General features: G+C 69.0%; 15 protein-coding genes and 2 riboswitches. Of the genes, 13 read left to right on the forward strand and 2 right to left on the reverse strand.

All coding sequences use genetic code 11. The annotated features are described in order from the left end of the window. From J2X20_RS23025 to J2X20_RS23050, 6 genes are all read left to right on the forward strand, one after another. A complete protein-coding gene (locus J2X20_RS23025) occupies nucleotides 1-3,891 on the forward strand; it encodes an eCIS core domain-containing protein (RefSeq protein ID WP_310270137.1) in 3,891 nt (1,296 codons plus the stop codon). Further along, nucleotides 3,888-4,238, forward strand: coding sequence for a hypothetical protein (locus tag J2X20_RS23030; protein WP_310270140.1), 351 nt, complete (start codon nucleotides 3,888-3,890; stop codon nucleotides 4,236-4,238). The genes J2X20_RS23025 and J2X20_RS23030 overlap by 4 nt, the downstream gene beginning before the upstream one ends. A gap of 87 nt (nucleotides 4,239-4,325) precedes the next feature. Continuing rightward, complete coding sequence (locus tag J2X20_RS23035; protein WP_310270143.1) at nucleotides 4,326-5,195, forward strand: LpxL/LpxP family acyltransferase; 870 nt, start codon at nucleotides 4,326-4,328, stop codon at nucleotides 5,193-5,195. Between the two features lie 14 nt (nucleotides 5,196-5,209). Further along, nucleotides 5,210-6,109 (forward strand): aspartyl/asparaginyl beta-hydroxylase domain-containing protein, encoded by a 900-nt coding sequence (locus J2X20_RS23040; protein WP_310271494.1) that lies wholly within the window; start codon nucleotides 5,210-5,212, stop codon nucleotides 6,107-6,109. Between the two features lie 4 nt (nucleotides 6,110-6,113). Then, nucleotides 6,114-8,681 carry an ATP-binding protein gene (locus J2X20_RS23045; protein ID WP_310270146.1) on the forward strand — a complete coding sequence of 856 codons (2,568 nt, stop codon included), beginning with the start codon at nucleotides 6,114-6,116 and terminating at the stop codon, nucleotides 8,679-8,681. A 65-nt stretch (nucleotides 8,682-8,746) separates the two neighbouring features. Beyond that, a complete protein-coding gene (locus J2X20_RS23050; RefSeq protein ID WP_310270148.1) occupies nucleotides 8,747-12,001 on the forward strand; it encodes an amidohydrolase family protein in 3,255 nt (1,084 codons plus the stop codon). Here J2X20_RS23050 and J2X20_RS23055 read toward each other — a convergent pair. Continuing rightward, nucleotides 11,998-12,831 carry a PEP-CTERM sorting domain-containing protein gene (locus J2X20_RS23055; RefSeq protein WP_310270150.1) on the reverse strand — a complete coding sequence of 278 codons (834 nt, stop codon included), beginning with the start codon at nucleotides 12,829-12,831 and terminating at the stop codon, nucleotides 11,998-12,000. The two genes, J2X20_RS23050 and J2X20_RS23055, sit on opposite strands and share 4 nt — an antisense overlap. A 78-nt stretch (nucleotides 12,832-12,909) precedes the next feature. After that, nucleotides 12,910-13,007, forward strand: a riboswitch (glycine riboswitch). Between the two features lie 19 nt (nucleotides 13,008-13,026). After that, nucleotides 13,027-13,141: riboswitch (glycine riboswitch) on the forward strand. 27 nt (nucleotides 13,142-13,168) lie between these two features. Here J2X20_RS23055 and gcvT point away from each other — a divergent pair. Genes gcvT through J2X20_RS23075 form a run of 4 tightly spaced genes read left to right on the forward strand, consistent with a single transcriptional unit; the run spans nucleotide 13,169 to nucleotide 17,820 of the window. After that, nucleotides 13,169-14,281: a glycine cleavage system aminomethyltransferase GcvT gene (gene gcvT / locus J2X20_RS23060; protein ID WP_310270153.1), complete on the forward strand. Its 1,113-nt coding sequence runs from the start codon at nucleotides 13,169-13,171 to the stop codon at nucleotides 14,279-14,281. Nucleotides 14,282-14,286: 5 nt separating this feature from the next. Next, nucleotides 14,287-14,661 carry a glycine cleavage system protein GcvH gene (gcvH, locus tag J2X20_RS23065; RefSeq protein ID WP_310270156.1) on the forward strand — a complete coding sequence of 125 codons (375 nt, stop codon included), beginning with the start codon at nucleotides 14,287-14,289 and terminating at the stop codon, nucleotides 14,659-14,661. 20 nt (nucleotides 14,662-14,681) lie between these two features. Next, the gene (gene gcvP, locus J2X20_RS23070) at nucleotides 14,682-17,570 is read left to right on the forward strand and encodes an aminomethyl-transferring glycine dehydrogenase (protein WP_310270159.1); all 2,889 of its coding nucleotides are present in this window, start codon (nucleotides 14,682-14,684) and stop codon (nucleotides 17,568-17,570) included. A 1-nt stretch (nucleotide 17,571) separates the two neighbouring features. Next, nucleotides 17,572-17,820, forward strand: a complete 249-nt coding sequence (locus J2X20_RS23075; protein WP_310270162.1) for a hypothetical protein — start codon at nucleotides 17,572-17,574, stop codon at nucleotides 17,818-17,820. 50 nt (nucleotides 17,821-17,870) lie between these two features. Here the strand turns inward: J2X20_RS23075 and J2X20_RS23080 are convergent, their stop codons facing one another. After that, complete coding sequence (locus tag J2X20_RS23080) at nucleotides 17,871-19,676, reverse strand: sensor domain-containing diguanylate cyclase (protein ID WP_310270164.1); 1,806 nt, start codon at nucleotides 19,674-19,676, stop codon at nucleotides 17,871-17,873. Nucleotides 19,677-19,785: 109 nt separating this feature from the next. On the opposite strand from J2X20_RS23080, the gene J2X20_RS23085 reads away from it, so the two are divergent. From J2X20_RS23085 to J2X20_RS23095, 3 genes are read left to right on the forward strand one after another with little or no spacing between them, the layout of a single operon-like run. Then, the gene (locus J2X20_RS23085; protein WP_310270166.1) at nucleotides 19,786-21,174 is read left to right on the forward strand and encodes an L-serine ammonia-lyase; all 1,389 of its coding nucleotides are present in this window, start codon (nucleotides 19,786-19,788) and stop codon (nucleotides 21,172-21,174) included. A gap of 7 nt (nucleotides 21,175-21,181) precedes the next feature. Beyond that, the gene (locus J2X20_RS23090) at nucleotides 21,182-21,979 is read left to right on the forward strand and encodes an NRDE family protein (protein WP_310270169.1); all 798 of its coding nucleotides are present in this window, start codon (nucleotides 21,182-21,184) and stop codon (nucleotides 21,977-21,979) included. A gap of 55 nt (nucleotides 21,980-22,034) precedes the next feature. Beyond that, nucleotides 22,035-25,637, forward strand: coding sequence for a PAS domain-containing protein (locus J2X20_RS23095; protein WP_310270171.1), 3,603 nt, complete (start codon nucleotides 22,035-22,037; stop codon nucleotides 25,635-25,637). Nucleotides 25,638-25,643 lie beyond the last annotated feature (6 nt).

The raw sequence follows: 25,643 nt of genomic DNA on the forward strand, positions 1-25,643 counted from the left end.
ATGCAGGCGCGCACCGCCACCGCACGCAAGCCGCGAGGCACGGCCAGTCGCGGGCCACCGCGCGCAGCGGCTGCCAAATCATCGGCCGCAGGCCTGCCCCGCTATCTGCAGGACAAGGCCGGCCGCGGCCAGCCGCTGCCGGCGCCGGTGCGCGCCGAGATGGAAAGCCGCTTCGGCGCGCCGCTGGCCGACGTGCGCGTGCATACCGATGGCGCCGCCGCCGACTCTGCGGCCGGCATGGGTGCTCGGGCCTACACGGCCGGCAACGACATCGTCTTCGGCGCCGCGCATTTCGCGCCGGAGAGCCCGTCAGGCCGCGGCCTGCTCGCGCATGAACTCACCCATGTCGTGCAGCAGCGCCGCGCGGACACGCCCGCCACCCAGCCGAGCGCGGCGGACGGTGGCGCCCATCACGACAAGGCCGAACGCGAGGCCGAGGCCAACGCGAAGAAGGTGGCCAGCAGCGCGCCGCTGACGGCCAAGGAACAGCCGGCCGCCGCTGTGCAGCGCGACGGCATCCTGGACAGCCTCGGCAATGCCGCTGGCGCCGTGGCCGATTTCGGCGGCGATGTCGTGGATGCCGGCGTCGACGCGGCCGGCGCGGCGGTCGACGCCGTGGGCGAGGCCATCGGTGCCGTCGCGATGCGCCTGGTGCGCGAGGTGGCGCCCAGCCTGGTACCCGTCATCGAGCGCGGTCCCATGGCCCTGTTGCGCGAGATGGTGTCCTCGGCACTGGACGGACTGGCCTCGGCCCTGAACGCCCTGGACCCGAGCGGCACGCTGACGGCCATGCTGGGCGTGTTCACCGGCCTGGTCGAGCGGGCCAGCGGCATCGCGGCGGCACTGATCTCGGGCGACTGCCAGCCGCTGCTGAACGCCATCGACGAGCTCAAGACCTTTGTGACGGAAGTGGCCGGCGAAGCCTGGGAGCGCTTGACGACCTTCCTGCAGCCCATCGGCGACTTCTTCACCGACCTGTGGAACGGCTATGGCGCGCCGGCCATCGAGTGGCTGCGCGAGAAAGCCGGCGCCGTGTGGGCGCGCATCGAGGCCTTCGGCACCGATATCTGGAACTGGACGGCGCCGGTGCGCAACGCCGTGGGCGACGCCTGGGGCTGGGTCAAGGAGCAGCTGTTCGGGCCCGAGGAGGCCGCGGGTGGTGGTGTGGGCGACAGCTCCGGCGGCATCGTCGGCTGGATCACGACCAAGGCCGGCGAGGCCTGGGACTGGGTCAAGGAGCAGACCGCCCCCGTCTGGCAGCCCATCGCCGCCACGGCCCAGAAGGTGGCCGACATGCTGCCGCCGCCGTGGATGCGCAACTTCGGCCAGCAGATGCAGCAGATGTCCACGCAGCTGAATGCGTCGGCCACGGCCATGGAAGGCGGCGACGGCGTGGCCGAGAACCGCGACACGCTGGCTGCCGTGCTGCCATCGGTCACGCAGGTCATCGGCACGGTGCGTGACGTCATCGTCGAGGCCGGCGGCTGGGTGTCGACCAAGGTCGGCGCCCTGGGCGGCGCCGTGTCCTCGCTGATGGGCAGCCTGCGCTCCAGCAGCCTGATGGCCATGCTGGCCAATGCCCTGGGCTGGCTGGAGGACGCGGCCCTGCGCCTGGTCAGCTGGGCCGACGAGCAGGTGCGCGGCCTGTTCGACTGGCTGCTGCAGGGCTTTGATGCGCTGACGCCCTTCATCGAAAACGTGGCCGGCGTGGTGCGCCGCCTCATCGGCGTCGTCACCGACCTGATGCGCCTGCCCCAGCTCATCCTGTCCAGCGTCTGGGAGGCCATCCCCTGCTGCATCCGCGAACCCGTCAAGAACTTCGTCTTCAACCAGATCCTGTCGCGCATCCCCGTCTTCGGCCAGTTCTTCAGCGACCCGACGCTGTGGCCGCGCGTGCAGGCCACGGCCCTGCGCATCCTGCGCCAGGTCTTCGTCGATGGCGACCTGGCCGGTGCGGCCTGGACCTTCTTCCAGTCGGTGCTGCGCGTGCTGGGCCTGCCGCCGGAGCTGGTGGTGCAGGTGCTGGCCAAGGCCGCCGCGGCCATCGGCGACATCCTGACCGACCCGGTGGGCTTCCTCATCAACCTGCTGGGCGCCGTCAAGGCCGGCTTCGGGCGCTTTTTCGACAACATAGCCACCCATCTGCTCAACGGCGTCAGCGGCTGGCTGTTCGGCCAGGCCCAGAACGCCGGCATCACGCCGCCGACGGACTTCTCCATCGGCTCCATCTTCGGCTTCGTGCTGCAGGTGCTGGGCATCACCGTCGAGCACATCTTCGAACGCCTGACGCTGAAGCTGGATGCCAGCACGGTGCGCCGCCTGCGCCAGATCATGAACCTGGCCACCGGCGCCTGGCACTTCCTGTCCATCCTCATCAACGAGGGGCCGGCGGGGCTGTGGGTGGAGATCCAGAACCAGCTGTCCAACCTCTGGGACCGCGTGCTGGACGGCGTCATCAGCTGGGTGACGGACGCCATCATCGGCCGCGCCACGCGCTGGCTGATGAGCCTGTTGGACGTGACCGGCATCATGCCCGTCATCAACACCCTGGTGGCCGTCTACAACGCCATCGAATCCTTTGTGCAATACCTGCGCGAGATGCTGGAGATCGTCTCGCGCGTGCTCGACGGCGTCCTGGACATCGCCCACGGCGCCATCGACGGCGCGGCCGGCTTCCTGGAGGACGCCCTGGACCGCGCCATGCCGGTGGCCATCGGCTTCCTGGCCAACCAGTTCGGCCTGGGCCGCATCGGCGAGCGCATGCACGAGCTGCTGGAGACGGTGCGCACCCTGGTCGACCAGGCCATCGACTGGCTGATCGACCGCGCCATCGAGCTGGGCCAGGCCTTCATCGCGATGGCACGTCGCGGCGCGGCGGCGGTGCGCGACGCGGTGGGCTCGGTCGTGCAGTGGTGGCACGAGCGCTTCAGCTTCACGACGGCAAGCGGCGAACCGCATGAGCTCTATATCGAAGGCGAAGGCGAGGAAGGCGAGCTGATGGTGGCCTCGACGCCACAGCGCTTCCCGGCCTTCCTGGCCGCGTTGCCGGCCAGCGCGGACCGCACGGAGGCCCAGGACAAATACCACCGCCTTCAGCAGTTGCGTCGCCGCGCCCGCTCGCTGAGCAGCACGCCGCCGGCAGCGGGCACGGCAGCGACCGCGGGCGCTTCGGCCGACCCCATGACCTCAAGCGATCCGCAGGTGGTGTCCGCTGCCATCGTCGCGCTGATCACCGAGATCGCCGGCATCACCCGCCGCCTGATGCCGGCCGGTGGCGGCGCCGCCACGCCGCCGGTATTCAGTTCGGTCACGGCCCAGGGTTGGGGGCACACCGCGCGGATCGACCTGCTGAATGCCCAGCGCTCGCATTGGCCCGTGCGCGGCAGCGAACCCAGCGTCAGCTCGGCCCGCTGGACGCGGCTGGCCAAGCGCCGCAGCGACGGCAACGCCGGTGACCACCTCTACGTCAAGGGACATCTGCTCAACCACAACCTGGACGGTCCGGGCAATCTCTGGGAGAACCTCGGCCCCATCACGCAGGAAGCCAACAACCGCGGCGGCGGATCGATGCTGCATGCCTTCGAAACGGCGGTGAAGACCGCCGTGGACGGCGGCGGCTCGGCGCGCAACTTCAACGTGACGATGAACTACGGCGGCAGCAACCGGCAGTCCGACCTGGCCCAGATTGACGCCGCCCTCGCGGCCACGGGAGGCAACGACGCGCGCCTGCAAGCCATCCGCGGTGTCGTCGAGGAGGAACAGTACATCCCGACCTCGGTGAGCTGCCGCGCCGAGATCCTCGACAGCAGCGGCAGCCCGACCGCCACCCTGAACGTGCCCGTGGACAACCGCTTCACCACCCGTTGGCAGAACTACACCGTCGTCCCATGAAGCGCCTGGAGCCTCCCATGCTGAACCGCGCCCTCTCCGAGCCCTGCACCTTCGCGCTGCTGCAATGGCCGGCGCTGGTCGGCCTGCTGTCCATCGACCAGCCCGGCCTGCCGTGGCTGGCCCTGCGCATCCTCGTCGGCCTGTGGCTGGCGGCCATGCTGGTCGCCGCCTACACCGGCGGGCGCGGCATGGGCTTTGGCAATGCCATGCTGTTGCAATGCGGCCTGGTTGCGGCGGCGTGGTGGATGCACCCCTCGGCCTGGGCCTTTGCCTGGCTGGCCGCCATCCCCTTGCTGATGCTGGTCGCGCAGCGCCTGCGCCTGCGCCGGCTGGAGACGGCTGGCTGAGACGACAATGGCGGCCCGCGCGGCCACCAGACCTTGCTAAGTGATTGTTTTTGAACGGAATGCTCTGACAGACCGACCGAGGCTCCCATGGGCCTGAGGCTGCTCGTCGGCTTCGTCTGGCTGCTGAGCTGGCTGCCGTTCCGGGTCATCACGGCCCTGGGCTGGGTGGTGGGCAGCCTGATCTACGCGCTGCCGACCTCGCGCCGCCGCATCGGCGAGGTCAATCTGCGCCTGTGCCTGCCGGACATGGGCGAGGCCGAGCGGGCCCGGTTGCTGCGCCGCCACTTCGTCGCCATGGTGCAGATGCTGCTGGAGTACGGCTACGGCTGGTTCGCGTCGCGCGAACGCCTCAAACGCCTGGTACGCATCGAAGGCCTGGAGCATCTGCGCGCCCTGGATGGCCGCAACGTCATTCTGATGATGCCCCACTTCACCGGCCTGGACCTGGCGGGCCTGAGGGTGTCGCTGGAGACGCCGCTGGTCAGCATCTACTCGGTGCAGAAGGACCCCTGGCTGGACGCCTTCTTCCGCGCCAAGCGCCTGCGCTTCGGCACCGGCATCATCTTCGCGCGCCAGCAGGGCACGCGGCCGACGCTGCGGGCGCTGAAGGACGGCTACCGCCTGTACTACCTGCCCGACCAGGACTTCGGCCACCGCGACTCGGTCTTCGTGCCCTTCTTCGGCGTGCCGGCGGCCACCATCGGCGGGCTGTCGCGCATGGCCGCGGTGACGAAGGCGGCGGTATTGCCCTGCTACCCGCGCCGGGAATCGGACGGCTACACGCTGGTCATCGAGCCGGCGCTGGACAATTTCCCCAGCGATGACATCGTCGCCGACGCCACCCGGATGAATGCCGTCATCGAGGCCCAGGCGCGCCGACAATTGCATCAGTACTTCTGGCTGCACAAGCGATTCAAGTCGCGCCCGCCCGGCGAGGCCGACTTCTACGGACGATGAACGACATCCCCTATATCAAGCTCAGCATCGTCGCGATCTTCATCGCGAGCACGATGTATGTGCACTTCCGCGGCCGCGTGCGGCTGAAGTTCTTCCGCCAGCTGATGGATCACTCCACCTTCATGGCGCCCATCAACTGCCTGATGTATCTGTTCTCCAGGCTGCCGGCCAGGCCCTATCTGCCGGTGGCGGGCTTTCCGGAGCTCAAGCTGCTGGAGGAGCACTGGCAGGACATCCGCGCCGAGGCCTTCAAGCTGGCCGATGCCGGCGAGATCAAGAAGAGCGACAAGTACAACGACGCCGGCTTCAACAGCTTCTTCAAGACGGGCTGGACGCGCTTTCACCTGAAGTGGTACGACGAGGCCCACCCCTCGGCCAAGGAGATGTGCCCGGTCACGACGGGGTTGCTGCAGCGTATCCCGACCGTCAAGGCCGCCATGTTCGCGGCCCTGCCGCCGGGCGGGCGGCTGGTCACCCATCGCGACCCCTTCGCCGGCTCGGTGCGCTACCACCTCGGCCTCGTGACCCCCAACGCCGACAGCTGCTATATCTCGGTGGATGGCGAGCGCTATTTCTGGCGCGACGGCGAAGGCGTCATCTTCGACGAGACCTATCTGCACTACGCCGAGAACCAGTCGGACATGATGCGCATCATCCTGTTCTGCGACGTCGAGCGGCCACTGAACAACCCGGTGGCGCGCTGGTTCAACCACTTCATCAGCAACACGCTGATCCGCGCCGCGGCAGCGCCCAATTCCGACACCGACAAGACCGGCGGCATCAACCGCCTGTTCGCCTATGTGCAGCAGGTGCGCCTGTTCGGCAAGCGCATCAAGGCGAAGAGCCGGTTTGCGTACTACGCGAGTCAATGGATCATCTTCGGCGGCCTGATCGTCTGGTGGCTTTGGCCTTAGCCTGATGCTGCGCCTGCGCCTGCTCGGTGGTTTCGAGATCGAGCGCGCCGGCCGCGTCGAGCTGACGCGCCTGCCCAGCCGCGCTGCGGCCCTGCTGCTGGCCCGGCTGGCGCTGGCGCCCAAGCGCCAGCATCCGCGCGAGGAGCTGGTCGAGCTGCTGTGGCCCGGCGTCGAGCTGGACGTCGGCCGCAATCGGCTGCGCCAGACCCTGTCCACGCTGCGCGCCCTGCTCGAGACCGAGGAGGCGCCCCTCTTCAACGCCGACCGCCTGCAGGTCTCGCTGCTGCCCGGCGCACTGAGCAGCGACGTGCAGGACTTCGAAGCCAGCCGCAGCCCGGCCCACTACGGCGGCGAGCTGCTGCCCGGCCATTTCGACGACTGGGTCGTCAGCGAAAGGCATCGACTCGCCGCCTTGGCCGACGACCTGCCAGCCCCATCGCCATCGCCGATGCCCCAGCCGGCACCGGCACCCGCCCTGCCCTCCTTTGCCACCAGCCTGCCGCGCTATCTGACGCGCTATTTCGCGCCACCGGGTCGGCTCGAGGCCCTGGCCGCGCAACTGCCAGAAGCGCGTTTGCTGACCCTCATCGGCCCCGGCGGCGTCGGCAAGACGCGGCTGGCGGTGGAGCTGGCCTGGCTGCAGTTCAAGCAGCTTGACTGGAGCTGCGGCATGGCGGCGCTGGCCGAGGTGCGCGACGAAGCCGGCCTGGTGGCCGCGCTGGAACGAGCGCTGATGGTCACGCGTGGCGGCGGCTGGCCGGCCATCGAGGCGGCCTTGCAGGATCCCGGCGGCATGCGCCTGCTGGTGCTGGACAACGCCGAGCAGGCCCTCGGCGTCGTTGCCCAGGGCGTGCAGCGCCTGCTCGCCATCGCCCCGGCGCTGAGCCTGCTGGTCACCTCCCGCCATGCGCTGGAAGTGGACGGCGAAATCCTGGTCGACGTGGCGCCTCTGGCCGACAGCCAGGACACGGCCCAGGCCCTCTTCATCGATCGCGCCCGCGCCGTGCGGGCCGACTTCCATGCCAGCCGCGACAACCAGGCCGCGTTGACCGAACTCATCCAGGCGCTGGAGGGCCTGCCGCTGGCGCTGGAGCTGGCTGCCGCGCGCGTGCGCAGCTTCTCGCCGGCGCAGATGCTGGAGCAGTGGCGCGGCTTCAAGCCCGAGTCCGGCGCCGTGCCGAGCTGGCTGACCAGCCCGACGCGCGCGCCGCGCCATGCCTCGGTGGCCGGCCTGCTGGACTGGAGCCTGGCCTTGCTGGGACCCGAGCCGCGCGCCCTGCTGCAGCGCCTGGCCGCGCTGCCGGGCGCCTTCGCCTGGGCCGATGTGGCGGCCCTGGACGGCACGCCGGCCCTGATGGGCGAGCTGACCGCGCATTCCCTGGTGCAGACCGGTGGCGATGCGGAGCCGCGCTACCGCATGCTGGAGCTGCTGCGCCGTGGCGTGCTGGCGCGCGTGGCCCCGGCCGAACAACGCGCCGCGCGAGCCGCGCTGCGTGCCGCCTTGCGTGACTGGGCCACCGCCCTCGGACTGCAAGCGCCGATCACCGCGTGGGCACCGCGGCGCGAGCTGGCTCGGGCCCTCATCGCTGATGCCGCCGACGATGGCGACGCTGCCGCCGGGTTGAGCCTGGCCCTGGCCATGCGCCCCTGCTGGGAGAGCGACGGCGTGGACCGCCGGCTGGTAGACCAGCTGGGCGAGTTGCTGCAACTGGCGCCGCCCTCTTCCGCCGGCCACGAGTTGCGCGCCCACCTCGCCTTCACGCATGGCGACCGCGTGCTGGCGCTCGCCGAGGCCGAACGGGCCCTGCAACTCGCCGGCACCGACCCGGTCGCGCGCGCCCCGGCCCTGGTGCGGCGCGCCTGGGTGCTGCTGGCCGGCGACAACCGCGAGCAGGGCCAGACCCGCCCGCTGGAGGAAGCCGTCGCCCTGGCGCGCCGCATCGGCGACGTGGCCACCGAAGCCCGCGCCTGGCAGCAGCTGGCCGCCATCGCCGTGTCGCGCGGCCAGCCGGCCCAGGCCGAGGCCTTGTATGCGCGCGCCCAGGAGCTGTGGGAGGCCGTCGGCCATTCGCGCCAGGCCGCGGCGCGGCTGCGCAACCGCGCCCAATGCCTGATCGAGCTCGGCGACATCGCCACCGCGGTGGGCTGGATCACCGCCTGCCAACGCATGGCCGAGGAGGACGGCGATGGCGTCGGCCAGCTCGACGCGGCCTACACCCTGGCCATGGCCCATGAGTCGCGCCGCGACTGGCCGGCCGCCCTGGTGGCCGCCCGCCAGGCCCTGCGCATCGCCCATGCCCGCCAGCATCTTCACGCCCGGGCGCTGACGCTGCAGCTCTTCCCCCGGCCGCTGGCGCGGCTGCGCCAACCCGAGCAATCCTTGCAGCTGGCCGCCTTTGCCGAGCAGTACTGGCAGCGCCACCTGGGCGCCCTCGGCTCACGCGAGGCGCGTGCCCTGGCCCGCGTGCGCCGTCTCGCCAGCTCACAGCTCGGCAGCGGCAAAGCCAGGGCTGCCTGGAGCCTCGGGCAAACCCTGAGCTTGAGCGAAGCCCTGGCCCTGACGGGGGCGTGACGAACGGGTGGGCAAGCAGGCCTTCGCTAGCATCGAAGGTTTTGGTCTTCCCAACACCCGACTCCATGTCCCGTCTGACCTTTGCTCCCGCTCTGCTGCTGGCCGCCGCCCTGGCCGCCAATGCCCAGGAAGCCGCCAAAGAAGCCTCCAAGCCCGCGGCGTGGAACGTCAACACACCGCCCGGCGTGGCCAGGACGGCCAACATCGACGTGAAGACCGGCACCTGGATGAGCGTGGACGTCAGCCCCGACGGCAAGACCATCGTGTTCGACCTGCTCGGCGACCTCTACACCCTGCCCATCGGCGGCGGCGAAGCCAAGCCGCTGACGCATTCCATCGCCTGGGAACACCAGGCCCGCTTCTCGCCGGACGGCAAGCAGATCGCCTTCCTCAGCGACGCCGGCGGCGGCGACAACATCTGGGTCATGAATGCCGACGGCAGCGGCACGCGCGCCGTCACCAAGGAGGACTTCCGCCTGCTGAACAACCCGGTCTGGCATCCCAGCGGCAAATACCTGCTGGCGCGCAAGCACTACACCGGCACGCGCAGCGCCGGCTCGGGAGAGATCTGGCTCTTCCACGTCGACGGCGACGCGGCCAAGAACAAGGGCGTGCAGCTCAACGAGAAGCCCAACTGGCAGAAGGACCTCGGCGAGCCCGCCGTCTCACCGGACGGTAAATACCTCTACTACTCCCAGGACACGACGCCGGGCCGCACCTTCGAATACAACAAGGACAGCAACGGCGAGATCTACAGGATCTTCCGCCAGGACCTGGGCGACGGCTCGGTCGAGCCTTTCGTGACCGGTCCCGGCGGCGCGGTGCGGCCCACGCCTTCGCCGGACGGGCGTTACCTGGCCTTTGTGCGCCGCGTGCGCAACCAGAGCACGCTGTTCCTGAAGGACCTGACCACCGGCGTCGAGCGCCCGGCCTGGAGCGGCCTGTCGCGCGACCTGCAGGAGATCTGGGCCATGTGGGGCGTCTACCCCAGCTTTGCCTGGATGCCCGGCGGCAAGGAGCTCGTCGTCTGGGCCGAGGGCAAGATCTGGCGCGTCGACCCCTTCAAGGGCACGGCTGCCGACATTCCCTTCCACGTGAAGGACACGCGCGAGCTGCGCGAGCCCATGCGCTATGCCCAGGTGGTCGCGCCCGAGAAGTTCGCCGTGCACCAGTTGCGCGGCGCCCAGGTGTCGCCGGACGGCAAGCGCGTCGTCTACTCGGCGCTGGGTTCGCTCTACGTCAAGGATTTGCCGGACGGTGCCCCGCGCCGGCTGACCCGGCAGGACGAGTCGTTTGAATTCGCGCCCAGCTGGTCGCGCGACGGCAAGAGCCTGGTCTATGCGACCTGGCGTGACGACACGCAAGGCACGATCCGCCGCCTGGACATCGCCTCCGGCAAGGAAACCGTCGTCGTCAAGGAGCCGGGCAAATACCTGGAGCCGCGCCTGTCGCCGGACGGCAAGCAGGTGGTCTATCGCAAGGTCAAGGGTGGCGGCCTGACTAACCCCTGGCACAGCCTGGACACCGGCCTCTACCTGGCAGCAAGCGATGGTTCGGGCAAGCCCGAGCGCATCAGCAAGGACGGCAGCGGCGCGCAGTTCGGCGCCAGGAGCGACGAGGTCTTCTTCACCAAGACCAGCAGCGCCAGCGAGGTCGAGCAGCGTTTCTCGCTGACGCGCCTGAACCTGCGCGACCGCAGCGAGACCGAGATCGCGCGCAGCGATGCGGCAGCCGAATACAGCGTCTCGCCGGACGGCCAATGGCTGGGCTTTGTCGAGCGCTTCCATGCCTATGTGACGCCGCTGCCCGGCGTGCAGGGCCAGTCCGGCAAGACCCTCACCGTCGGCGCCAAGATGGACGCCCTGCCGGTGCGCCAGCTCGACGTCAACGCCGGCACGACCCTGCACTGGAGCGGTGACAGCAGGAAACTGCACTTCACCTTGGGCGACGAGCTGTTCACGGCCAATGCCGAGGACAAGGACAAGGCGACCAGCCAGAAGATCGGCTTCGAGCAGGCCAGCGACAAGCCCGCGGGCAAGATCGCGCTGACCGGCGCTCGCATCGTGACCATGAAGGGCGACGAGGTCATCGAGGGCGGCACCGTGCTGGTGGACGGCAACCGCATCGTGGCCGTCGGCAAGGACGTGGCTGTTCCCGCCGACGCCAAGCGCATCGATGCCAGCGGCAAGACCATCGTGCCCGGCTTCATCGACGCCCATTGGCATGGCGCCATGAACGACTCCGGCCTGATCCCGCAGCAGAGCTGGGTCAACCTCGCATCCCTGGCCTTCGGCGTGACGACGCTGCACGACCCGTCCAACCTCAGCTCAGCCATCTTCACGCAGAGCGAGATGCAACGTGCCGGCGTCGTGCTGGGTCCGCGCATCTACTCGACCGGCACCATCCTCTACGGCGCCCGCACGCCCTTCTATTCCAACGTCAACAGCCTGGACGACGCGCTGACCCATCTGAACCGCCAGAAGGCCGAAGGCGCCATCAGCGTCAAGAGCTATCAGCAGCCGCGCCGCGACCAGCGCCAGCAGGTGCTGGAGGCCGCGCGCCAGACCGGCATGATGGTCGTGCCCGAAGGTGGCTCGCTGTTCCAGCTCAATATGAGCATGGTGGTGGACGGCCACACGACCGTGGAGCATGCGCTGCCGCTGGCCGAGGTCTGGGACGACGTCAAGCAGCTGTGGAGCCAGACGGCGGTGGGCTACACGCCGACGCTGAACGTCGGCTACGGAGGCCTGGACGGCGAGCATTACTGGTATGCCCGTACCGACGTCTGGAAGCACCCGCTGCTGAGCCGCTATGTGCCGCGCACGGTGCTGGAGCCGCGCTCGGTGCGCCGCGAGACCGCGCCCGAGGAGGACTTCAACGTCATCCGCGTGGCCCGCACCGCGACCGCCCTGTCACGCGCCGGCGTCAACACCTCCATCGGTGCCCATGGTCAGCGCGAAGGCCTGGGCACGCATTGGGAGATGTGGATGTTCGTGCTGGGTGGCATGACGCCTCATGAGGCGCTGCGCACCGCCACCATCAACCCGGCGCGCAACTTCGGCTTCGACAAGGACCTGGGCTCGCTGGAGCCCGGCAAGCTGGCCGACCTCGTCGTCATCAACGGCAATCCGCTGGCCGACATCCGCCAGACCGACCGCATCGCCCAGGTCATGCAGAACGGCCGCCTGTTCGACGCCATGACGATGAACCAGGTCGCTCCGGTGGCCAAGGCGCGCAAGCCCATGTTCTTCGAAGGCGCCGATGGCCAGACCATGCCCATCGACAGCGAAGCGCTGGAATCCGCGCACCTGGGCGACTAAGTCGCCATGCGGCGGCGCCAGAGCAGGAAGGCGGCGCCCAGGCCTATCAGGAGGCCGGTGCCCGGCTCGGGCACGGGCGCGGCCTGCAGGTAGTTGAAGCCCGAGGCCGAGGTCATGATGACCTGGCTCTGTGGCACGCCATTGAGCGACACCGTCATGCCGCCCCAGCGCAGGGTGTGCGACAGGTCGAAAGAGGACGTGGCCAAGGCGCCGCCATAGCCGTCATTGGCCGTCTGGGCCGCGCCCGTCAGCTCCACGATGAGGGGCAGGGTCTGGCCGGTCATGAAAGTGGCCGTGCCATGCAGGGTGCCCAACGGGGTGCCGACATAGCCGTGAACGCCCAGCACCGGCGAGTTGTTGTACAGGGTGGCATCGCCAGCCAGGTCGTAGGCGCCGCCACCCATGTCCGCCCTCACCTGCCAGGAGGCCGAACCGATATTGGACGAGCCCACGGTGAGGGTGCCGTTGAACAGCAGCTGGAAATCCACGGTCACCTGGGTGTTGGCGGCCACGCCCGGCAGGTTGAGCATGAAGTCGTCGCGCCAGCTGGCGCGGGCCACGCTGGCCAGGCTGCCGACGGAGCTGCCGTCCACCTTCAGCGTGCCGATCTGGGCGAAGGCGTGGGCCTCGCCGCTGGAATTGGCGCCACCGGTGACCAGGCCGCTGCTCAGTTCGGCCGAGCTGGGCTGGGTCAGCACTGTGTTCACCGGGCCGGTGCCGCCGGAGAAGCTCGGATTCACGCCGAGTTGCGCCTGGGCATAGGTGACGGCGCCGGCGGGAGCCGCCAGCAAGGCTATCGCCAGGGCTAGCGCGGTGCGGGTGGGCAGCATGGCGGTCTCCTCATAAATGATGGCCGCGAGTCTGCCCCTAGCTGCTTGCTCGGACAGCCCCCTAGATGTGAATAGAATCCTCACTCGTCAGGAGAGCGCCCCGTTGATTTTGGGGGCCGCCGAAGGCGCAGGGTTTCATGACTCGAACGCTCAGGCAAAAGGACTGACAAAACGCCACCGGTGGCAGACACTGGGGCGTTCCTCACTGGAGAGAGGCGGGTCACCGAGCCCGTCCACCGAAGGGGCAAGCTTGCGCGGGACTGCCAACCGCCTTGTCAATCTCTCAGGTACCCCGGACAGCGAGGACATCCAAACCCGAATTCCGTCGGAGCTCTTGATGTCCTCTTTGCTGCAAACGCCTCTTCACGCCCTCCACGTCGAACTCGGCGCCAAGATGGTGCCCTTCGCCGGCTATGACATGCCGGTGCAATACCCCGCCGGCGTGATGGCCGAGCACAAGCACACGCGGGCCGCCGCCGGCCTGTTCGACGTGTCGCATATGGGCCAGGTGCGCCTGGTGGGCGCCGACGCCGCTGCGGCCCTCGAAACCCTGGTGCCGGTCGACATCGTCGACTTGGGGCTTTTCAAGCAGCGCTACGCCCTGTTCACGAACGAGCAAGGCGGCCTGCTGGATGACCTGATGGTCTGCAAGCGGCCCGACGACCTGTTCGTGGTCGTGAACGCCGGCTGCAAGAAGCAGGACATCGCCCATATGCGCAAGCACATCGGCTCGCGCTGCGAAGTGATTTCCGTGCCCGAGCGCGCCCTGCTGGCCCTGCAAGGCCCCCAGGCCGTCGACGTGCTGAGCCGCCTGAACCCCGAGGTCGCCAAGCTGACCTTCATGACCGGCGGCTTCTTCAAGCTGGACGGCATCGACACCTTCCTGACCCGCTCGGGCTATACCGGCGAGGACGGCTACGAGATCTCCGTCCACCAAGATGATGCGGTCGCCCTGGCCCGCAAGCTGCTGGCTCACGCGGAGGTCAAGCCCATCGGTCTGGGCGCGCGCGACTCGCTGCGCCTGGAAGCCGGCCTGTGCCTTTACGGCCACGACATCAACGAGACGACCACGCCGGTCGAAGCCTCCATCACCTGGGCCATCCAGAAGGTGCGTCGCGCCGGTGGCGCCCGTGCCGGTGGCTATCCGGGCGCGGCCGTCATCGACGAGCAACTCGCCAACGGCGCAGCCCGCAAGCGCGTCGGCCTGGTCGGCAAGGAGCGCATGCCCGTGCGTGAAGGCGCCAAGATCGTGAGTGCCGACGGCACCGAGATCGGCGTCGTCACCAGCGGCACCCTGGGTCCCACGGTCAACCAGCCGGTGGCCCTGGCCTATCTCGACAAGGCCCACACCGCCGTCGGCACCGAAGTCTTCGCCCTCGTGCGCGACAAGCGCACGCCCATGGTCGTCTCTTCCACCCCCTTCACCCCCAACCGCTACTACCGAGGCTGAACACGATGAGCATCAAGTACACCCCCGACCACGAATGGCTTGACGTGCATGGCGATGGCACGGCCACCGTTGGCATCACTGTGCACGCGCAGGACGCGCTGGGCGACGTGGTCTTCGTGGACCTGCCCGAAGTCGGCAAGACCTATGCCGAGAAGGAAGTCGCCGGCGTCGTCGAGTCCGTCAAGGCCGCGGCCGACGTCTACATGCCCGTCGACGGTGAAGTCACCGAGGTCAACGAAGCCCTGCGCGATGACCCGGCACTCGCCAACACCGACCCGCTCAAGGCCGGCTGGTTCTTCAAGGTCAAGCTGAGCAATCCCGCCCAGCTCGACGCGCTGATGGACGCCACCGCCTACGACGCCCTGCTCAAGACTCTGTAAATCCTGAAGTAAGACCCGCCATGCCGACGCCGCTTTCCCAACTCGAAGACGCCTCCGAATTCCACGCCCGCCACATCGGGCCGGATGCCGTCGATGAATCCCTGATGTGCGCCGCCGTCGGCGTGGCCAACCGGACCGCGCTGATCGACGCGGTCGTGCCCAAGTCCATCCGCCGCAGCGCAGGCATGAAGCTGCCCGCGCCCATCACTGAGGCGGGTGCGCTGGCTGAGCTCAAGCTCATCGCCGGCAAGAACAAGGTCTACAAGAGCTTCATCGGCCAGGGCTATTACGGCGTGCACACGCCGGGCGTCATCCTGCGCAACATCCTCGAGAACCCCGCCTGGTACACGGCCTACACGCCCTACCAGGCCGAGATCTCGCAGGGCCGCATGGAAGCCATCCTGAACTTCCAGACCATGGTGACCGACCTCACCGGCATGGACATCGCCAACGGCTCCATGCTGGACGAGGCCACCTCGGCCGCCGAGGCCGTCACGCTGGCCAAGCGCGGCGTGAAGAGCAAGAGCAACACGCTGATCGTCGCCGGCGACGTGCACCCGCAGACCATCGAAGTCATCCAGACGCGCTGCGCGCCGCTGGGCATCGAAGTCAAGGTGGGCATGGCCCCGGCCCTGATGGCCGAGAACGACTACTTCGCCGTCGTCTGCCAATACCCCAGCACCACCGGTCTCATCCATGACCTGAAGGCCTTTGCCGACCAGGCCCATGCCAAGCAGGCCGCCTTCATCGTCTGCACCGACCTGCTCGCGCTGACCCTGCTGGTCTCGCCCGGCGAGTTCGGCGCCGACATCGTGGCCGGCAACAGCCAGCGCTTCGGCATGCCCATGGGCGCCGGCGGCCCGCACGCGGCGTTCCTGGCCTGCAAGGACGAGTTCAAGCGCTCCATGCCGGGCCGCCTCGTCGGCGTCAGCAAGGACGCGCAAGGCCACCCGGCCATGCGCCTGGCCCTGCAGACCCGCGAGCAGCACATCCGCCGCGAGAAGGCCACCTCCAACATCTGCACGGCGCAAGTGCTGCCGGCCGTCGTGGCCAGCATGTACGCCGTCTACCACGGCCCGCAAGGCCTCAAGCGCATCGCCGAGCGCGTGGCCAGCTACACGGCCATCCTGCACGCCGGCCTGACCCGCATGGGCGTCAAGGTCGTGACGCCGCATGTGTTCGACACCCTGCTCGTGGAGTGCGAGCCCGGCCTCGTCATGGCCAAGGCCGTGGCGGCCCAGGCGAACCTGCGCAAGATCAGCGACAAGCATGTCGGCATCGCACTGGACGAGACGACCTCGCGCGCCGACGTCGAAGCCATCTGGAGCTGGTTCGCACCCGCCGGCGCCACGTTGCCGACCGTGGCCGAATTCGCCGCCGGCGTCGAAAGCCTGATCCCGGCCAATCTGCGCCGCAGCAGCGCCTACCTGACCCACCCGGTCTTCAACACCCACCACAGCGAAACCGAGGTGCTGCGCTATATCCGCAGCCTGTCGGACAAGGACCTGGCGCTGGACCGCAGCATGATCCCGCTGGGCTCCTGCACCATGAAGCTCAACGCGACGGCCGAGATGATCCCCATCACCTGGCCGGAGTTCGCGGGCGTGCATCCCTTCGCACCCCAGGACCAGCTGGCCGGCTACACCGAGCTGGACACCCTGCTGCAGAACTGGCTGACCGAATGCACCGGCTATGCCGGCATCAGCCTGCAGCCCAATGCCGGCTCGCAGGGCGAATACGCCGGCCTGCTGGCCATCAAGGCCTGGCATGAGTCGCGCGGCGACAAGCAGCGCACGGTCTGCCTGATCCCTGAAAGCGCCCACGGCACCAACCCGGCATCGGCCCAGATGGTCGGCATGCAGGTCGTCGTGACCAAGTGCGACAAGGAAGGCAACATCGACCTGGCCGACCTGAAGGCCAAGTGCGAGCAGCACGCCGACAAGCTGGCCGCCATCATGATCACCTACCCCTCCACGTATGGCGTGTTCGACACCCACGTGAAGGAGATCTGCCAGATGGTGAAGAGCCATGGCGGCCGCGTCTACGTGGACGGGGCCAACATGAACGCGCTGGTCGGCATTGCCGCCCCCGGCGAGTTCGGCGGCGACGTGAGCCACCTGAACCTGCACAAGACCTTCTGCATCCCCCACGGCGGTGGGGGCCCGGGCGTCGGCCCCGTCTGCGTCGTCGACGACCTCGTGCCCTTCCTGCCGGCGCACCGCACCGCGGGCCTGGGCAAGGAAACGAATATCGGCGCCGTGTCCGCCGCGCCTCTGGGCAACGCCGCCGTGCTGCCGATCTCGTGGATGTACATCCGCATGATGGGCGCCGAGGGCCTGAAGAAGGCCACCGAAGTTGCCATCCTGTCGGCCAACTACGTGGCGGCTCGCCTGTCGGACCACTACGACATCCACTTCTCCGGCGGCATCGATGGCGTCAAGGGCGGCGGCGTGGCCCACGAGTGCATCCTGGACCTGCGCCCGCTCAAGGACAGCTCGGGCGTCAGCGCGGAGGACGTCGCCAAGCGCCTCATCGACTACGGCTTCCACGCCCCGACGCTGAGCTTCCCGGTCGCCGGCACGCTGATGGTCGAGCCGACCGAGAGCGAGTCCCGCGCCGAGCTGGACCGCTTCATCGACGCGATGATCCAGATCCGCCACGAGATCGCCGACGTCGAGTCCGGCAAGGTCAGCCGCGAGGACAACCCGCTGGTCAACGCGCCGCACACCTCGATGGTCGTCAGCGCCACCGAGTGGACGCATGGCTACAGCCGCGAGGCCGCCGCCTTCCCGCTGCCTTCGCTGCGCCGCCAGAAGTACTGGTCGCCGGTCGGCCGCGTGGACAACGTCTATGGCGACCGCAACCTGTTCTGCAGCTGCGTGCCGCTGAGCGAGTACGAAGAGGCCTGATATGCGCCGCATCGCCCAAGCGTTTCGTCGAAGCACCGGTCTTCACGTGACGATGGGTTTTGTGGCGATCCTGGCGCTTTCACTCGCCTTCGGAGCGTTGGTGAGTCTGTATCCATCCCAGCAGGACCGCTGTCATTCGCAGTGCGCCGAGTTGGGGATGGCGGGCCAGCTCACGCCAAAGTACTCGCTGATTCAAGCGGGTGGTAACGAAGCAAAGCGCGGACCTCTTGAGTGCAAGTGTGCGCGATAAGAAAGAGGCAAGGTGGAGCGCCGGTGCCCGACAACATCCAAGCAGCAGCCCTAACTCTGGTGCGCCAGCTGCACCCGATCGCGCCCGGCGGCCTTGGCGGCATAGAGGGCCGTATCGGCCGTCTGCACCAACAGCTCGGGGCGACGATCCGCGCCGGGCACTTCGGCTGCCAGCCCGATGCTGGCCGTGACATGGCCGGCTGGGCTGGCCGGGTGCGGCAGCGCCCGGGCACGCAGCGCGGTGGCGATGCGCTCGCCAAGCGCCAGCATCTTGGCGCCGTCGGCGCCGGGCACGATGAAGGCGAACTCCTCGCCGCCGTAGCGGGCCACCAGTTCGCCGCTGCGCCGGCCGATGGTGTCGGTCAGCACGGCCGCGATCTGGCGCAAGCAGTCGTCGCCCGCGACATGACCCATCTGGTCGTTGTAGGCCTTGAACAGGTCGGCATCGAGCAGCCCCAGACCGAGCGGCTGGCCGGCACGCTGCGCGCGTGCCCATTCGGCGGCCAGCACGGCGTCGAAATGACGCCGGTTGGCCAGGCCGGTCAGGCCGTCGGTCTGGCTCATCAGCTCCAGCTGCCGATTGGCCACCTCCAGTGCCGCGGTGCGTTCCAGCACGCGCGCCTCGAGCACCCTCTCGCTGTCGGTCAGCGCCTGCACGCGTGCCTGTTCGGCCTGCAATGCGTGCGCCTGCGCCTGCTCCTTGTCGGCCCGCATGCGCGCGTAGCGGTCAGCCAGCGCCAGCGACAGCAGCAGCAGGTCAACCGCCGAGCCAGCCTGTGTGCCGGCGCTGGTGATGAGGTTGGCGGGCAGCACGCCAAGGTTGCGCATATGTCCCAGCAGCACCGCCACCAGCAGCACGCTGAAGGCCACGACGAAGAAGTAGGCACTGCGCTGGCGCTGCAGCGTGCCGGTGATGCCGCAGGCCATCAGCACCACGGCCGTCGTGGCACTGCAGACGGCCCAGAACGGCGCCGTCTGCGCGAACCAGCCAAACAGCAGCGGGATCAGCAAGACATTCACCGCGATCAGCAGGCGCAACGCGACATCCAGCCGCGGCATCGTCTGCGGCGTGCCCAGCATGCGACGCGAGAACATCATCAGCGCGATGGCTGCCACCGAGCCGGGCACGTTGACACCGCGCTGCTGCCAGCCGGGCGAGTCCGGCCACAGAAAATTGACGCCGATGCCGGTGAAGCAGGCCAGCGACGCCGCGATGCTGCCGGCGAACAGCACATACCAGCCGAACGACGCGTCGCGCAGCAGCAGGAAGATCACCAGGTTGTACAGGCCCACGGCCAGCGCCAGGCCGAAATACAGCATCTGCACCGCCAGCCGGCGCTGATCGAAGCTCGCGAAGGCCTCGGCGCGCCAGAGTCGCGCCGGCACGATCAACGAATTGGCAGACGCCACGCGCAGCAGCAGCGTGCGGGTCTCGCCCGGCGCCAGCGTGATCGGCACGGCGAAGTTGCCGCCCGGCCACAAGCGCTCTGCAAACGGGCGCTGATAGCCCAGTTCGTGCCGGACGACGACCGTGCCGTCAGGCGCGAGCAGCATCACGTCAAGGTATTGCAGCAGCGGGTAGCTGACGTCCAGCATCGCCTGCGCCGGTTCGGTGCCGGGGTTGCGCAGCGGCAGGCGCAACCAGACCGCTTCCGCGCTGTAGCCGAACGACACGGCGTCGCCGCTGGCCGTGCTGGGCTGCCAGTTGCCACGCATGGCCGCCTCAAGATCCAACTGCCGGTCCGCGTCGCGCAGCACCTCCCACTGCGGCCCCAGCGCCAACCCTTCGGCCGGCAAGGCCTGCAGGTCGACTCCACGCGCCCAGGCGGCTGCCGACAGCAGCCACAACACCCCCATCACGCAGCACCGCCAGACCCGGTGGCGCCCACCCCAACACCTTTTCAGCATGGAGCGGGAGTGTAGGCAGCGCCTGCACCCATTCCGACGCGAAACCCGAAAGGCTTCCATGGCAGTCTCCGTCTTCGACCTCTTCAAGATCGGCATCGGCCCGAGCAGCTCGCACACGGTCGGGCCGATGCGCGCCGCGCGCCTGTTCGGCCTGCGCCTGCAGCACGATGGCCTGCTGGACAAGGTGGCCCGCGTGCAGGTCATCCTCTACGGGTCCCTCGGCGCCACCGGCAAGGGCCACGGCAGCGACAAGGCGGTGCTGCTGGGCCTGGCCGGGCATGAACCCGACTCGGTGGATGTGGAAGCCATCCCTGCGCTGCTGGAAGGCATCCGCGCCGGTGACCTCAACATCATCGGCCAGCACCAGGTCGCTTTCGACGAATCGAAAGACCTCGTCTTCAAGCGCCGCGAGACATTACCCTTCCACGCCAACGGCATGCGCTGCATCGCCTTCGACGCTGAAGGCAACGAGATCGCCAACCGCGTCTACTACTCCGTCGGCGGCGGCTTTGTCGTCAGCGACGAGGTGGCGGCCGACGGCAGCAAGCAGAAGGTCATCGCACCCGACACGACAGTGCTGCCCTACCCCTTCAAGTCTGGCGACGAGTTGCTGGAGCTGACCCAGCGCCACGGCATCTCCATCGCCGAGCTGATGCGGCGCAACGAATGCCATTGGCGCACCGAGGCCGAGATCGACGCCGGGCTGATGAAGATCTGGAACGTCATGCAGGCCTGCGTCACACGCGGCTGCAAGACCGAGGGCATCCTGCCGGGCGGCTTCAAGGTCAAGCGCCGCGCGGCCCAGTTGCATCGCGACCTGACGGCCAACCCCGAGGCCGCGCTGCGCGATCCGCTGCAGGTGATGGACTGGGTCAACCTCTACGCGCTGGCCGTCAACGAGGAGAACGCCGCGGGCGGGCGCGTCGTCACGGCGCCCACCAATGGCGCGGCCGGCATCGTGCCCGCGGTGCTGCACTACTACACGCGCTTCGTCCACCATGCCAACGAGCGCGGTGTCATCGACTTCCTGCTGACCGCTGCCGCCATCGGCATCCTCTACAAGGAAAACGCCTCCATCAGCGGCGCCGAGGTCGGCTGCCAAGGTGAGGTGGGCGTGGCCTGCTCAATGGCCGCAGGCGCTCTTTGCGCCGTCATGGGCGGCACGCCCGAGCAGGTCGAGAACGCTGCCGAGATCGGCATGGAGCATCACCTGGGGCTGACCTGCGACCCGGTCGGTGGCCTGGTGCAGATCCCCTGCATCGAGCGCAACGCCATCGCCTCGGTCAAGGCCATCAACGCCGCGCGCATGGCCCTGCGCGGCGACGGCACCCATTTCGTCAGTCTGGACAAGGTCATCAAGACCATGCGCGACACCGGCGCCGACATGATGACCAAGTACAAGGAAACGGCACGCGGCGGCCTCGCCGTGAACATCGTCGAATGCTGAAGCGGCCATGTGCCTCGCCGCCTTTGCGCTGAACGCCCACGCGCGCTTCCCCCTCGTCATCGCGGCGAATCGCGACGAGTTCTTTGCCCGCGCGGCGGCACCGATGGCCTGGTGGCTGGACCGGCCCGCCATCCTGGCCGGCCGTGACCTCAGCGCCGGCGGCACCTGGTTCGGCCTCAGCCGCGCGGGACGCCTCGCCTTGCTGACCAATGTGCGCGATCCCAGGCGGCAGAACCCGGCCGCGCCGTCGCGCGGGGCCCTGGTCGTGGACTGGTTGAACTCCGCAGACGACGCCAGCGGCTTCGCGGCCGGGCTGGCGCCGGGCTACAACGGCTTCAACCTCGTCACGGCCGATCTGGCCCGCAACAGCTGGCACTGGATCAGCAACCGCGCGCCCGCTCCGGTCGAGTTGCCGCCCGGCATCCACGCCTTGTCCAACGCGGCCCTCGACACGCCTTGGCCCAAGACCGTGGGCCTGAAGGCCGCGATGCTCCAGGCGCTGGACAGCGCAACCTCGGCCCAGCATCTGGCCGATCAGCTGTTCGCCGCCCTGGCCGACATCACACCCGCCGCCGACGCGGCCCTGCCCGACACCGGCGTCGGTCTGGCCCGCGAGCGCTTGCTGTCACCACGCTTCATCCGCATGACCGATCCCTTGGAGCCTGGCGTGGCCGTCTATGGCACCCGCTGTGCGACTGTGTTGATCCGCGAGGCCGGCGGTGCTACCCGCGTCATCGAGCGCAGCGTCAGCGCCGCGGGCGACTGGTTGACGCCCATCCACCACGAAATGAGCCGCTGGCCCTGAGCCGCAAGGCGCCCAAGCTGCTATACAGGCAGGCATCGCCGCTTCTCGCCGCCCGATGCCCCGTCCGCCCCGCCTGTCCGCCGCCCGCTGGGCCGCTCTGGCCTGCATGCTGATCGCCGTCTTCGTGACCGTGCACTGGGGTCTGGGGCTGGAGTTCGGCCGTCTGCTGCCCGGGCTGACCGAGGTCGGTCTGGTGTCTCCGCTGCTGCTGCTGGTCGGCGGCGCCACGGCCTGGTTCATGGCCGACTGGCCTGGCGGCCGGGCGCCGGGTGCGGCGGCGCGACACGCCGTACAGGGCCTGGCGCTGTTGATGGCGCTGATGCCTGTGCTGATGCTGGTCGAGGCCATGAGTGGCAGGTCCCTGGGCATAGACATTGCCCGCCCCGGCGTGCTGCCAACATCTCTGAACCCGCACCCAGGCCGCATCTCTCCCAATGGTTGCGTGGCCCTGCTGCTGCTGTCGGGCAGCGTGGGCCTGCTCGCCGGACTCCCCGGCGCGCTGGCTCGACGCCTGAGCGCGTTTGGCATCACCGTCGCGGCCTTCATCGCCGGCCTGGGCATCCTCGGCTATCTCCTCAACCTGGAGCAGCTCTATCACTGGGGCAGCTTCAACCGCCTGACGCTGCCCACGGCGGCCGGACTGGGCCTGCTGGCCCTGTCGCTGTGGGAGATCCGCCTGCGCTGGAGCGGCGTGCGCGAACGCATCGACCTGCATGAGCAGCGCATCACTCGACGTTCGCTGGCCGTGCTGGCCCTCGTCGCCGTTGCGGCCGGGACCGGTGGCTTCGCGGCGCTGGAGTCGGAATTCGAGCGCACGCGCAAGGAGGATGTGCACTCCACGGCGACAGTCACCGGCGAGGCCCTGGCCAGCGCCGTCGATGGCGGCGTGTGGCTGGCGCAGACCATCGCCACGCGGCCCGTCGTCGTCGAGCAACTCGCCGCGCTCGCGTCCAACCCGGAAGACAAGGCCCGGCGCGAACGCCTGCGCAGCATCACCCGCAGCCTGCTGACGGCCGGCGTCACAGCGGCCCGGTTCGTCGACGCGGCCGGTGCGCCGCTGGCCGATGCCGGTGCCTTCGCGGCCCAGGCCGACACGCCATCGCTGGCCCTGGCGCGCGACTACGCCGCCACCAGCCGCCTGGTCTGGGCCAGCGGCTTTGTCCTCGCGACCGATCTGCCCATCACCGACAAGGGCGAGGTCGTCGGACGCTTCCAGAGCGAGCAGCGCCTGGCTCTGATGGACCGCCTCGTGATGCGCATTCGCGACGCCGACGCCTCCTCCGACGTGCTGATCTGCAACCGCGTCGACAAGCTCGCCTCCTGCGTACCGTCCAAGCTCTATCCCAAGGCCTTCACCATCCCGATGTATGACGCGAACGGCAACGTCAACCTGCCGATCAACCGCGCCCTGCTCGGCGAGAGCGGCGTGCTGCTGACGCCCGACCTGCGTGGCGTGCCCGTCGTCGCGGCCTATGTGCCGCTGGGCCGCACCGGCCTGGCCATGGTCGTCAAGGCCGACATCGAGGCCGTCTTCGCCGTCATCCGCCAGCGCCTGGGCTGGCTGGCCCTGCTGCTGACCGCCCTGACCCTGCTGGGCACCTGGGTGCTGAGGCAGCATGTGCGCCCGCTGGTGAAGCAGCTGGCCGGCGAACAGGCACGCTGCCGGGCCATCCTGGACAACTCCAACGACGCCTTCATCGGCCTCAACAGCGACAGCCTCGTCACCGACTGGAATCTGCAGGCCGAGCGCCTGTTCGGCTACACCGCCGCCGAGGCCATGGGGCAGCGCCTGTCGGATCTCATCATCCCGCCCGAGTCGCGCGCCGCCCACGAGGCCGGCATGGCGCGCTTTCGCCAGACCGGCCACGGCCGCGTCGTCAACCAGCGCGTCGAGGTCGTGGCCCTGCATCGCGATGGCCGGCAGCTGGACGTGGAGCTGTCCGTCGCCGCCATGGCCGCGAGCGACGGCTATGCGGCCCACGCCTTCGTGCGCGACATCAGCCAGCGCAAGGCAGCCGCCCGCCAGCTCGCCGCCAGCGAACAGCGCATGCGCGACGTGACCAACGCGATTCCCGCCATGGTCGGCGTCTTCGACGCCGAGGAACGCTGCATCTATGCCAACGACCTGGCCCTGAAGGTCCACAACCTCGGCAGCGACACCGCCATCGGCATGCCCATGCGCGAGGGCCTGGGCGAGGCCAGCTATGCCCTGCATGAGGCCCATGTGAAGGCCGTGCTGCAGGGGCGGCGCCAGACCTTCGAGGGCTCGCTGCCCTGGCGCGACGGCACCGGCTACTTCCAGATCCACCTCGTGCCCATGCGGGACGCCCAGACCGACGCGGTCAATGGCTTCTACCTGATGACCTTCGACATCACGGCGCTGCGCAGCGCCCAGTTGAAGCAGGAACGCAGCGAGCGGCGGCTGCGCGCCATCACCGACAACCTGCCGGCCCTGATCTCCCACCTCGACACCGACGGCCGCTACCTGTTCGCCAACCGCCAGTTCCAGACCCTGCTCAACCTGCAGCCGCAAAGGCTGCTCGGCCAGCGCATCGACGACGTGCGCGACAAGGACTATGTCGAGCAGATCCGGCCCTGGCTGGACAAGGCCATGGCGGGCCAGACCGTGGTCTTCGAATCCGAGACCGGCCCGCGCGACGGCGAGGTGCGCCAATACCAGCAGACCTATGTGCCCGAGTTCGACGCGGACGGCCGCGTGGTTGGCGTCTTCGCCGTCACCTTCGACATCACGGAGCGCAAGCTCGCCGCCCAGCGCCTGAGCGACGCCCAGTCCCACCTCAAGGCCATCGCCGACAACCTGCCGGTGCTGATCTCCTATATCGACCGCCACCACCGCCTGACCTTCGTCAACAAGACCTTCGAGGAGTGGATGGGGGTGGACCCCGAGCTCGCCATCGGCAGCCATCTGAAGGCCTTGATCGGCCCCGATCTGTATGCCCAGCGCCAGCAGGCCCTGGAGCAGGCGCTGCGCGGCGAGCGCGTCGAGTTCGAGCTCGTGTCCCAGGCCCTGGGCCTGACCCGCCATCTGCACACCGTCTACATCCCCGATCGCCGCGCCGACGGCAACATCGCCGGCGTCTACACCCTGTCCACCGACATCACCGCCACCAAGGATGTCGAGCGCCGCCTGCAGGAGCTGGCCCGCATCGACCCGCTGACCCGCCTGCCCAACCGCCGCGAGTTCGAGGAGAGGCTGGCCCTGGCCCTGGCGCGCTGCCGCCGCAGCCACAAGGCCCTGGCCCTGATCTTCATGGACGTCGACCACTTCAAGAGCATCAACGACGGCCATGGCCACGCGGCCGGCGACGCCGTGCTGAAGGAATTCGCCGCCCGCATCCGCCGCGCCGTGCGCAGCACCGACACCGCCGCCCGCCTGGCCGGCGACGAGTTCGTCGTCATCCTGGAAGGCCTGCAGAGTGACACCGAGGCCTCCCAGGTCGCGGCCAAGCTCGTCGACGCCATCCGGCTTCCCATGCCTCTGCCGGCGGGGGGCGAGATCCTCGTCACCACCAGCGTCGGCATGGCCTGCTGGGGTGGTGTCGGCGAGGGGGCGGAAGACCTGCTCGAGCGCGCCGACCGGGCCCTGTACCGCGCCAAGGCCGCCGGGCGTGACACCTTCGCGCAAACCATCTTCTGAACGCCG

This window comes from Roseateles saccharophilus, from assembly GCF_031458095.1.
Taxonomy (GTDB): Bacteria; Pseudomonadota; Gammaproteobacteria; order Burkholderiales; family Burkholderiaceae_C; genus Pelomonas; species Pelomonas saccharophila_A.